Genomic DNA, 11,511 nt, shown 5'->3' with positions numbered 1-11,511 from the left:
TGGAAATCTCCGAAAGGCTGGAAATGCCGTCCCCATCAAGATAGTGTACAGAGTTTTAAGCGCAAGCTGAAGCGACTAACGACGAGGAAGTGGAGCATTGACCTAACGACACGGATTGAACGATTAAATTGGGTTATCCGCGGTTGGGTAAATTACTTCTCACTTGGTAATATGAAGACGATACTGACGCAAATAGATGAGCGTTTACGAACTCGTATCCGAGTCATTATCTGGAAGCAATGGAAGAAAAAATCGAGACGACTATGGGGACTTCTGAAACTAGGTGTTCCGAAATGGATAGCCGATAAAGTATCTGGCTGGGGTAACCACTATCAACTAGTGGCACAAAAGTCAGTCTTAAAGCGAGCTATATCAAAACCAGCCCTTACTAAAAGAGGACTGGTTTCTTGTCTAGATTTCTATCTTAAACGACATGCGTTAAAAGTTAGTTGAACCGCCGTGTGCCGAACGGCACGCACGGTGGTGTGAGAGGGACTAGAAATTAGCCTCTACTCGATTGTTCTTTTCAGCTTAAACAGGTGTTTTTGGGCTAGCAATACTAGTTGTCATTGCGATCTAACCACTTGCAAATGAAATGTAGGATGATCCCTGTTTTTCTGTTTTCAAATTGGGACAAAAATGGGACACTTTTACAAAATCCCCTTTCCAGACACTCAAAAAAGCCTGATTTAACAGGCTTTCGGAGTGTTATTATGGATGCCCCCTGCAGGGATCGAACCTGCGACCCACGGATTAAGAGTCCGCTGCTCTGCCAGCTGAGCTAAGGAGGCAAAAAATAGCTGTATTGGTGCCGAAAATTCATGGTTTGTATTGAACCCGCGCAAATAAGCAGGTGGGTGACATGCTCTAACTGAAGCTGCTTCCGTGTGGAACGGCCTGCACGCGGTTAGATGTCTTTGTCTCCCGGGTTATACAAAAAATAGTCGGTCAACACTTGAGTATGAATTCGCACACCACAGCGTATCTTTATATCTATCATATCACTTTTTTTTGAATTGGCAAGTAAAAAACTTAAAAAAATGGAAACGCCATCATTTTTTGGCTTGGTCAATCCAGTCTTTACGTGCAGCTAGGGCTTGTTCGTAGCGGCCGGTCTGGTTGGGGTGGAAATAGTGGCGGTTTTTGAGTTGAGCGGGTAGGTAATCTTGTTTGACCCACTTGTCCGGGTAGTCGTGGGGATAGAGGTAGGTTTGTTTCTTACCGGTGTGTTGGCCGCTGCGGAGGTGGTCTGGCACGGGTAGGGAACCGAAGGTTTCTAGGTCAGCTAAGGCTTGGTTCATGGCAGCGTAGGCGGAGTTGGATTTTGGGGAGAGGGCTAGGTCGACGATGATGTTGGCGATGATGATGCGGGCTTCGGGGAGGCCAATGCGTTTGGCGGCTTCAAGTCCGGTGACGGTGTGGATTTGGGCTTGGGGGTTGGCGAGGCCGATGTCTTCGTAGGCGATGACGGTGAGGCGGCGGGCTAGGCTGTCTAGGTCACCGCCTTTGATGAGGCGGGCACCGTAGTGGAGGCTGGCGTCGACGTCGCTGCCACGGATGGATTTCTGGAGGGCAGAGAGGAGGTCATAGTGGCCGTCGCCGTCCTTGTCGAGGGTGAGGTGGCTGCTTTGGAGGGAGTCTTGGAGGATTTCCAGGGTGAGCTGGACTTGGCCCTTCTCGTTTTTTGGGGTGGAGAGGGCGGCGAGTTCGAGGGTGTTGTAGGCGGCGCGGAGGTCGCCGTTGCTGGCCTGGCTGAGGAAGGTGAGGGCCTCAGAGGTCAGGTGGACGGGGAAGGGGAAGCCGCGTTCGGGGTCGTCGAGGGCTGAGCTGATGCCGGCTTTCATTTCGGTGGTGGTGAGGGGTTTGAGTTCAAAAATTTGGAGGCGGGAGCGGATGGCGGGGTTGATGGAATAGAAGGGGTTTTCAGTTGTGGCTCCGATGATGGTGAGCTGGCCGCTTTCCAGGAGGGGGAGGAAGAAGTCTTGTTTGTCCTTGTTGAGGCGGTGGATTTCATCGAGGAGGAGGACCAGGCTACCGGAGAAGCGGGCTTCTTCAGCGATTTCCTTCATACGTTGTTTGGTGTCTGTTGTGGCATTGAAGGTGCGGAAAACTTGGCCGGTGCTGCCGGCTAGGGCGCTGGCAATACTGGTTTTCCCGATGCCGGGAGGTCCGTAGAGGATCATGGAGAAGAGTTTGCCGGCATCGACCATGCGGCGAAGGACTTTTCCGGGCCCGACTAGGTGGGTTTGGCCAACGATTTGGTCGAGGTTGGTGGGCCGCATGCGTAGGGCCAGGTTTTGATTCATGACTTTCTTCCTCCTTCAATCTTGTGGTAGAATAATAACTACTATTATAGCACACAGGAGGAGGCCAATCCCATGGCTAAATATGGATTTATTGAGGTCTTAGACCAGGAACTGGACCGGGCTTTTCCCTTTGACTACGAGATTCAATGGGACAAGAAAAATCACGCTGTTCAGCTCTCTTTTTTGTTAGAAATTGCCAATCAGAAGCAAGTTGCCTTGCTGGACGAGGAGGACCAGGTTTTTGCGGAGGAGCTTTTATTGGAGGAGACACTGTTGTTTGTCAATCCAGCCAGGTCCCGCTATGAGGCGGCGGACTATTTGACGGTTCTGCCCTATGACCCTAAGATTGGTTTTTCCCGAGAATTTTTAGCTTATTTTGTCCAATTTTTGTCAGACCTAGCTGAGTCTGGCTTGGACGCCATTTTTGATTTTTTACAAGATGAAGAAGCGGAAGATTTTGAATTGGTTTGGGATCAAGTGGCTTTTGATCGTGGTTTGGAAAAAGTGGAAGAGGGGATGTCCTATCCCTATCCGCGTTATTAGGAGGAAAAAGGATGTGGCAGGAATTAGCGGTTATTGTAAAGCGTGAGGGCGAAGAGTGGATGAGTGATCTCTTGATTGGTCTGGGAGCCCAGGGCGTGGCGATTGAGGACAGTCAAGAGTTTCAGCGGCAGGAAGATGGGTTTGGAGAATTGTTGCCAGAGGTGGCGGTGCTGCCGACGGTGACGATCCGTGCTTATTACCCGGAACAGGTGGATTTGTCTCAGTTGCGCGTGGAGTTAGAGGCTGCGATTGCGGCAGCTCCAGTGGACTTTGACAAGTCAGAGATTCGGGTAGAGACTCAGAACGTGGAAGAAGAGGACTGGGCTGAAAATTGGAAGAAATACTATGAGCCAGCCCGGATTAGCCAGCAGTTGACAATTTTGCCCTCTTGGACAGAGGACTACCAGCCTGTTCCTGGGGAGAAACTGCTTCGCCTGGATCCGGGGATGGCCTTTGGGACTGGGACCCACCCAACTACGAAATTGAGTCTTTATGCCTTGGAGCAGGTGTTGCGGGGGGGTGAACGGGTTCTGGATGTCGGAACCGGGAGCGGGGTCTTGTCCATCGCAGCTGTTCAGTTAGGTGCCCAGCAGGTGTTTGCCTATGATCTCGATGAGCTTGCTGTGAAGGTGGCTCAAGAGAATATTGACTTGAATCCTGGTGCAGAGCGGATCCAAGTTGCCGCAGGGAATCTGTTGGTCGGAGTGGAAGAGCGGGCCCAGGTTATTGTTGCCAATATTCTAGCGGATATTCTGGTTCTCTTGACAGAGGATGCCTACCGTCTTTTGGAGGAGGAAGGCTACTTGATTATGAGTGGGATCATTGCGGATAAGTGGTCTCAGGTGCGGGAATCTGCTGAGGCGGCTGGTTTCTATTTGGAACGCCAGATGATTGAAGGTGAATGGAATGCGGGCATCTTTAAGAAGACCCAGAATCCGGAAGGCGTGATTGGAGGCTAGAATGCAGCAGTATTTTGTCCCAGGCCCGGTGACCAATCCTTACCAGGTCCAGGAGAAGGATCTCCTTAAACATTTATTTTCAGTTCTCCGTCTGCAGGAAGGGGAGCAGTTGATTTTTGTGTTTGACCAAGGAGAAAAATGGCAGGCACGTTTGATCGATCGGGATGCGGTCCTCTTTGAATTGGAACAGTCGGTCCCTGCTGACAAGGAGTTGCCGGTGCAGGTGACCTTGGCCTGCGCCTATCCCAAGGGGGATAAGTTGGAGTTGGTGGCTCAAAAGGCGACTGAACTGGGGGTGCACCAAATCTGGGGTTTTCCAGGTCAATGGTCGGTGGTCAAATGGGATGCCAAAAAGTTGGCCAAGCGGCAGGAGAAGTTACGCAAGGTGGTCTTGGGAGCGGCTGAGCAAAGCAAACGCGACCTCTTGCCCCAGGTGGAACTTCTGGAGAGCCAGGCTGAGCTACTGGCTCGTTTTACGGATTTTGATTTGGTTTTAGTGGCCTATGAGGAGGCAGCCAAGGCGGGAGAACGTAGCCGCCTGGCTCAGGCTCTTGGTCAGCTGGCAGCAGGTCAGCGGGTCCTATTGTTAGTTGGTCCTGAAGGTGGTCTCAGTCCCCAGGAAATTGCTTCCTATGAGGAAAGGGGAGCCCAGCTGGTCGGCCTTGGACCGAGGATTCTCCGCGCGGAGACGGCACCTTTTTACCTCTTGAGTGCGATTTCCTACCAATTAGAATTGCTTGGAAATCAGTGAGGCTTTGTGTCTTGAGGGAATTGGTCCACATCGTAGGAAACTCCTAGACGGGCGAAGTGTCTAGGAGTTTTTTGGTGTTATTGAAGGTTAGTCAGAGGAATTTCGGCACTTTTAGTCGCTCTGTCCTTTTAGATGGAGAGAAGATTGGACTCTGGTCTGTCTTTTTTACAATTGGTCGCGGTTACGCCTAGAATAGTATGGTATAATAAGCACATTGATAGAATTGGGGTCTCTGTCTTTCTTAGACGGCTCCAATCAGAACTAGACGATGTATGGAAAAGGAAAGTAGGAACCAGAATATGCGGACTTTGTTAATAGGGAATACGTCTTATGTAACGGAGACCTTTATTCAAGAGAGTTTCCCTCAGGGAGAGGTCTTTATTTTTGGAGACTCTGATTTAGATGCGGGGCAAAAGCAGAATTTGACAGTGGTTAGGCCCGAGCAGAGTCCCTTCAACTTGACGGAGATTTTAGAGGCTTATGATTTTGAGCAAGTGGTCTTTTTCTCAGACCATCTAAGCTACAAGAATCCAAGTGCCCAGTCGCTTGTGGTTTTGCAGGAATTTCTCAGTATTTTAGCGGCTGGTAAGGTCTCTATCAGTAAATTCTTGTACCTAACAGGACCGCAGCTGCAGTCCAAATTCCCTGGTTTGCAGGAGTTGGAAGCAGACTTGCTGGAGACCTTGACGGAGCAGCCTTACAAGATTCTGCACCTGCCCTATCTCTTTTCAAATTGGGAGCAAGAAGCTTATTTTGCCAAGTTGTTGAGCCAGGCTCAGCTGCGAGGTCGGCTGGAATTTGCGGAGTCCGAGGAGCAGCCGGCGTTGTTTATCAAGCTTGAGGCGCTGTCGTCCCTTGTTTATCGGATCCTTGATAGCTGGGATTATCAGGTCGAGACCCTGGCCTGGCGGCCAAGTGCACCAGCGACTTTTGGTGATCTTGCAGCCTTCTTGCAAAAAGAAGAAGTTTTGGCCGACCTGGAAGTTCACTTCCGAGGTCAGGAGCAAGAGCTTTATCAGGATTTACGGGGACCTCGGTTAACGGAGCGTTACCAGTGGTCTGAGCCAGCTGCTATCTTGGATTTGCCTGTGGTGGCGGGCCTTCAGACAGCGGAGCAGATGGCTCTTCCTTTGAAGGCCACTTCGTCTCCATGGATGGATGGGTTAGTACTTTTGGTTGGAGCATTCGTGGCTCAAGGTTTGCAGCTCTTGGTGGCTCAGCAATCCTTTGCCTTATCCTTGTCCTTCCCATTGCTGTATTTGGTCTTGGTGGCGCAAGCACGGGGTATTAAGAAGGGCTTCCTAGCTCTAGGCTTGGTTGTCTTTCTACAGCTGCTGTTGGCTCAGGGGCAAGCGATGAGTCTATTAAGCTCAGCTGCTTTCTGGATTCAGCTGCTGGCCTATGTGTTAGCGACAGCCCTTGCCGGTTATCTGCAAATGCAAAGTCTAGATCGACAAGCTGCTTTACAGGCTGAGCAAGCGGCCCTCTTACGTGAGCATCAGGCTCTCCAAGAAAATTACCGCCATGTTCTAGAAGATCGCCAATCCTTGCGCTACCAAATCCTGAGTGAGCGAGGTGGTTTTGGCTATTTTGCAACCCTGTTTAACCGCCTGGCCCAAGCTCCTGGAAAAACCTTGTTTACGGAAGCTTTGAGCCAGTTGGATACCAAGATTCAGGCCCAAAAAATGGGGATTTACCGCTTTGATCAAGGGCTGGTTACAGCCCACTTGGTGGCAGCTATTCAAGAGGGAATGCCTGAAAAAATGGACCTATCGGTCCTACCACGGGTGGCAACTCGGATTCAAGAGGGGTCAGCTTGGGTCAATGTTGATCTCTTGGCGGGCTATCCGTCCTACGCGATCAGTATTAAACCTTTTGGTCAGGTAACCTACCTGCTTTGGATTGAGGGTGTGGATTTCCAACACATGAACCTACAAGAGTCCCAACAAATCGAATTCTTCGTCCAATTACTGGCCTTCTTTTTGGAAAGAGAAGAGACTGGCCGGCGTTTGGGTCGAGTTGCAGGGAAGGAGTAGCCTATGGACTGGATTTTTCTAGGCCTGGTTTTGCTAATCCATGTTATCTGGGCTAGCTACTTGACCAGCCAACGCAAGCGAGGAGTTCTTCATTTCCCAGGTTACTATGCGCTTTTTGCTTTTTTGTTACCCATCTTTGGTCCCTTGCTGTTGTCCATTATTCATTTGAGCCAACAAATTGAATTGGATCCAAAATTGGTTGAGGAGCCGGTTGAATGGGAGGTTGAGACGCAAACGCAAGGGGTTGACTTGGACCCTCATCAGGGGCTGGTGTTGCCACTGGAGACCGCTCTGCTGTTAGAGGATAGTCGGGTGGCTCGGGGGCTGCTCTTAGACTTGCCACTGGAAAAGGCCAAGGACAACTTGGAATTGCTCTTTATGGCACGGCAGCACAAGGATCCGGAGTTGGTTCACTATGCTGCCAGCATGATTGCCAGTGTTCAGGAAGAGTCTGAGCGGGAGATTCGGAGTTTACGGAAGAGTTATGAGGAGGCGCCTCATGAACCTGCTCGCCTCAAAGCCTATCAAAAAGCCTTGGAGGCTTATTTGGCGCTGGACCTCTTGGAGGGGCAGGCTCGTCGGGCTTATTTAGTCCAAGCGCGTCGGTTAGCCAGTGCCCAAAAGGAGCAGTCGCAGCACTTCAAAGGAAGTCTCCGCTTGGCGCAGATTAATTTGGATTTAAAAGATTATGAGGAAGCCCAAGAAAACCTCTACACCCTGCTGTCCCAATGGTCGGATCGGGAAGAGGTTTGGATGTTGGTGCTTCGCTATTACTATGAATTGCATGATGCTTGGAATTTCCGCAAAGCCTTGGCTTCGGTGCGGGATGAAGGCATTTATATTACCCATGAAAATGAAGCCAATTTACGTTTCTGGGAGCAACGCTTAGAAGGCCTTGTTTAAGGATTGTATTGTCACTGAGGAGAGAAGGAGGAGAGTATGAAAATTGCCCTTATTTTTGAAGGTTCTTATCCCTATGTTCATGGGGGTGTTTCAACCTGGGCTCATGACTACATTCAATCCTTGCCAGAACACGAGTTTATCATCTGGACGGTGCACCCTGGAGCTTCTGTATCCAAGGAACCAGTTTATGAAATGCCTGCCAATGTGGTTGCCTTTTATGAAGTCTTTTTGGACCAGGCCCCTCAGGTTGCGGGTCAGGCGCCGTCAAGCCTATCAGATTCGGAAAGATCCAGTCTGCAAGCCTTGATCCGTGGGACAGAACCGTCTTGGTCGCAGCTCTTTCAAGCGGCCCAGGCCGGACGTCTTGATCCAACTTGGTTGACCCGGAGTTCAAACTTTATTTCCTGGGTGGAGGACGTGGCCAAGGAGTCTTATCCTCTGGTTCCGTTTACGGATTTCTATTATTCCATGCAATCCATGGTTAGCCCTCTATTAACAGTATTAGGAGCTGAGATTCCCCAGGCAGATGTCTACCACGCGGTTTCGACAGGTTATGCGGGAGTTTTAGGGGCGCTGGCCAGCCAGCAGACCGGTCAGCCTTTCTTTGTGACGGAGCACGGGATTTATAGCCGAGAGCGGGAAGAAGAAATCCTCAGTTCCAACTGGGTTCTGCATGCCTTGAAACAAGCCTGGATTGCTTATTTCAATCAATTGGCGCAGCTGGCTTATGATCGTGCCGATCAAATTACCTCCCTGTTTGAAAATGCCCGTAAAACGCAGATTGCCTTGGGTGCGCCAGCCCAGAAGACCAGGGTGATTTCGAATGGGATTCACTATGATCGATTTAATGGAATTCCACTCAAGGGTCCGGGAGATTGGGTGGACATTGGGGCCATGATTCGCCTGGCTCCGATTAAGGATGTTTTGAATTTGATTCGCGCTTTTGCGGATGTCAGTCAGGTCTTGCCCAATGTCCGTCTGCATATTCTGGGGGATACGGTGGATCCAGACTATGCCCAACAATGTTATCAATTGGCTGAAGATTTGGAGCTAGACCGGCTGATTTTTGCCGGCCGGGTTGATGTTCGCTCCTACATGAAGGAGTTGGATTTTACAGTCCTTTCCAGCTTGTCTGAAGGCCAACCCTTAGCTGTCTTGGAATCCTTGGCCGCGGGTCGTCCCTGTGTGACGACCGATGTTGGTGCTTGTCGCGAGCTATTAGAGGGTGGTCCTCTAGACCAACTTGGTTTAGCTGGGGTGACGGTGGCGCCGACCGATAGTCAGGCTTTGGCCCAGGCCATGATTAAAATGGCTTTATCAGAAGGGGCTCGCTGGCGGATGGGCCAGGTGGGTCGCCAACGGGTAGCCCGGAGCTACCAACACCAGCAGATGATTAAAAAATACCAGCAGATGTATGAAGGGAGGCTGATCTAGTGGCCGGAATCGGTTTTGAATTGCGAAAAATTTATGATGAACAGACTCCCCTCTCCAAGGAGAAGGCTTACGGCTATACAAGTTTGATTTATGTCGGCCCCTTCCTGCTTGGCTTCTTCCTAGTTGGTCTGGTGCAAGTATTGGCCCAATTTACCCTGGTCGATGCGGCGAGTCGCTTGCAGGTTTTAACGGCCATTACCTATGCCATGTTGGGCTCCTTGGGGCTCCAGAGCCTGGTTTCCTACCTGGTCAGTCGCTATCTAGCAGACAGTTTCTACCAGGATCAGGAAGAAAAAATCCTGCCATCTTTCTTTGCCTCTAGTGCTCTGCTGTTAGTAGTAGGAGCCGTCCTGTATGGGATTTTCCTGCTGTTTGCAGGGCTGAGTCCTTGGGCCTATCTTTTGAATTTGCTCTTGTTTGAGGTGCTGACCTTAATCTGGAATGCGATCCAGTATTTAACAGCCATTCAGGAATACCGCTCGATCAGTAAGGCCTTTCTGCTTGCGGCGGGCATCTTAGCCTTGGTGGGCGGGCCAGCAGCCTATCTGGGGCTGGACCAAGGTCTGCTTCTAGGAACCTGTCTAGCTTATGGTTTTATCCTAATTCGGATGGTCGGCCAGATTTTGTTGCATTATCCAAGCAATCACCGCCTATCCTTTGAATTTCTGGGTCGTGTGGATGAATACGCGGATTTAGCCCTTGTTGGTCCGCTGATCTTTCTAGGCCTGTACGGGCACGTTGTTTTAGCCCTCTACAGTCCCCTGAGTCAGACCGTCTCCGGCCTTTTCCGCCAAGCTCCGAGTTATGATTTTGGCCTTTTGTTGGCCTTCCTGCTGCCCCTCTTTGGTTTGGTGACCTATGTCATTTCGGTTGAGGTTTTCTTTTATCCGCACTTTCACCGCTTTTTCCTTTTATACAATAAAAAAGGTAATTACCTCAGTCTGCAACAGGCTGAGCGCGATATGATGCAGGTTTTGCAGCGGGAACTGGGCTACCTCATTTGGAAACAGGTCATTGCAACCAGCTTGCTTATGGTGGTGCTCAACCTCCTGCTCTTGCCGATGGAAGCGAGTCTGCCGAGCCAGAGTCTCTTTCTGTTGAACCAGCTTTGCCTGGGTTATGGAATTTATGGAATCGGCAATGCCTACCTGCTAACGCTGCTTTATTTTGCGGACTACCGTGGAGCTAAGAGTCTGGCGCAACTCTTTGCGCTTCTGTCTCTAGGTTTATCGGCTATCTTGGCTTGGACTGCTCCTGCCTATCTGGCTTTTGGTTTCCTATTTGCCAGTCTAGCACTGGTCTTCCTAGCTCGCAGACGTTTAGCTGGCCTTCAGGAACAGATGACCTATCATGTCCTGGGTCATCCAGCTCAAGTAGCTCAAAACAGAACAGATAGGTATCAAAAACTAGCTCACAGACTTGAAAAACTGTTTGCCAAATTCGAATAAAGAAGTAACCCCGGGAGTTGGTCCCGGGGTTACTTCTTTAGGCTCTTTGTCAACTGTAGTGGGTAGAATTTTACAATCTATAAATAGTGAGTACAATATAGCCTAAAAATGGCTTCCTTTCAATTCATATGGGATGCATTCCCTGTGGTGGGGGACGGCAGCGACCTCTGACGAGTTCCATGCCTTATTCGGGAACCGAAGTTTCCCGAATCCCCCCGATTCCAAGCTCGGTGGCTTGGAATCTTTTCAGTACGACGGGCATGTCGTATATCTGAGGTGCAAGTCCTCTGTGGGCACCTGCTACCGGTGAACCCAATAGCGACTCCCAAGCCTGACTATCGTGAGGTAGCGGGGAGAGGAAGGGATAGCGAAATCGTGGCTCTACGAACAGAAATGTGATATGAAGGCGTATGTAGTGGATGAGGAGGCTGAAAACTCTAAAGTCCCAAAAGGTAGTCGTAACCTATATGCGTAGATCACGAGAGTAAACGAGGAAAGATATACGACTTATCCCGTGAGTTCTCATGAGCGTCGTAGACGTAGTAACAACGAATCATGAGAAGTCAGCCGAACCCATAGTAGTGATGAAGTTTCTGTAATGGAAATGGAGCGAAGGGGCGAACAATTAACCGAAGTAATCCTACTTCACTTGTGTCTGTAAAAGAACGGTCTGATAGAACTGGAGACGGTCACGTATTGACTAGGAGAAGGTTCACGAATCTAAGATGTCCCTCAGACACCGAAACAAGAAAGGAATACGCACATGTCAGAATTGCTAGATAAGATATTATCTCGGAACAATATGCTTGAAGCCTATCATCAGGTAAAAAGAAACAAGGGTTCTGCTGGTATCGACGGAGTTACCATTGAGGAAATGGATAATTTCCTACGGCAACATTGGCGAGAAACCAAGGAACTTATAAAGCAGAGGAAGTACAAACCTCAACCAGTTTTACGAGTTGAAATTCCTAAGCCAAATGGTGGCGTCCGAAATCTTGGAATCCCTACAGTCATGGACAGAATGGTACAACAAGCGATTGTTCAAACCATCAGTCCAATCTGTGAAAGACACTTCTCAGAGTATAGTTATGGCTTTCGTCCCAATCGCTCTTGTGAGACAGCTATTATTCA

10 protein-coding genes, 1 tRNA gene and 1 other RNA gene are annotated in these 11,511 nt (G+C 49.8%); 9 read left to right on the top strand and 3 right to left on the bottom strand.

Annotation, left to right across the window (positions count from 1 at the left end; all coding sequences use genetic code 11):
- Positions 1-453: group II intron maturase-specific domain-containing protein (locus tag HZY94_RS04810; protein ID WP_306538575.1), on the top strand; the 453-nt coding region annotated here is incomplete at its 5' end.
- Between the two features lie 265 nt (positions 454-718).
- On the opposite strand, the gene HZY94_RS04805 is transcribed toward HZY94_RS04810, so the two are convergent.
- The 3 genes from HZY94_RS04805 to HZY94_RS04795 all read right to left on the bottom strand — a co-directional run bounded on the left by HZY94_RS04805 (position 719) and on the right by HZY94_RS04795 (position 2,306).
- Positions 719-791 (bottom strand) — tRNA-Lys (locus HZY94_RS04805).
- Between the two features lie 2 nt (positions 792-793).
- Positions 794-986, bottom strand: a non-coding RNA gene (gene ssrS / locus HZY94_RS04800) — 6S RNA.
- Positions 987-1,052: 66 nt separating this feature from the next.
- Positions 1,053-2,306: a replication-associated recombination protein A gene (locus HZY94_RS04795; protein ID WP_179925230.1), complete on the bottom strand. Its 1,254-nt coding sequence runs from the start codon at positions 2,304-2,306 to the stop codon at positions 1,053-1,055.
- Between the two features lie 72 nt (positions 2,307-2,378).
- Here HZY94_RS04795 and HZY94_RS04790 point away from each other — a divergent pair, with 72 nt between their 5' ends.
- The 8 genes from HZY94_RS04790 to HZY94_RS04755 form a co-directional block, all read left to right on the top strand.
- On the top strand, positions 2,379-2,849 hold the full coding sequence (locus HZY94_RS04790; RefSeq protein ID WP_179925229.1) for a DUF3013 family protein: 471 nt from the start codon (positions 2,379-2,381) through the stop codon (positions 2,847-2,849).
- An 11-nt stretch (positions 2,850-2,860) separates the two neighbouring features.
- On the top strand, positions 2,861-3,808 hold the full coding sequence (gene prmA, locus HZY94_RS04785) for a 50S ribosomal protein L11 methyltransferase (protein ID WP_179925228.1): 948 nt from the start codon (positions 2,861-2,863) through the stop codon (positions 3,806-3,808).
- 1 nt (position 3,809) lies between these two features.
- Positions 3,810-4,559, top strand: a complete 750-nt coding sequence (locus tag HZY94_RS04780) for a 16S rRNA (uracil(1498)-N(3))-methyltransferase (RefSeq protein WP_179925227.1) — start codon at positions 3,810-3,812, stop codon at positions 4,557-4,559.
- 299 nt (positions 4,560-4,858) lie between these two features.
- Entirely contained in the window at positions 4,859-6,595 is a 1,737-nt protein-coding gene (locus tag HZY94_RS04775) for a hypothetical protein (protein WP_179925226.1), read from the top strand.
- Between the two features lie 3 nt (positions 6,596-6,598).
- Positions 6,599-7,498 carry a hypothetical protein gene (locus HZY94_RS04770; RefSeq protein ID WP_179925225.1) on the top strand — a complete coding sequence of 300 codons (900 nt, stop codon included), beginning with the start codon at positions 6,599-6,601 and terminating at the stop codon, positions 7,496-7,498.
- Between the two features lie 36 nt (positions 7,499-7,534).
- The gene (pelF, locus tag HZY94_RS04765; RefSeq protein WP_179925224.1) at positions 7,535-8,932 is read left to right on the top strand and encodes a GT4 family glycosyltransferase PelF; all 1,398 of its coding nucleotides are present in this window, start codon (positions 7,535-7,537) and stop codon (positions 8,930-8,932) included.
- Complete coding sequence (pelG, locus tag HZY94_RS04760) at positions 8,932-10,380, top strand: exopolysaccharide Pel transporter PelG (protein WP_179925223.1); 1,449 nt, start codon at positions 8,932-8,934, stop codon at positions 10,378-10,380. The genes pelF and pelG overlap by 1 nt, the downstream gene beginning before the upstream one ends.
- Positions 10,381-11,143: 763 nt before the next feature.
- A partial coding sequence (locus HZY94_RS04755; protein ID WP_257151889.1) for a reverse transcriptase domain-containing protein occupies positions 11,144-11,511 on the top strand: 368 nt, incomplete at its 3' end.

The organism is Streptococcus danieliae, assembly GCF_013415245.1.
In the GTDB taxonomy this organism is placed as follows: Bacteria; Bacillota; Bacilli; order Lactobacillales; family Streptococcaceae; genus Streptococcus; species Streptococcus danieliae_A.
Note: the sequence above shows the minus strand (reverse complement) of the source record. Positions and strands in the feature narration are given on the sequence as shown.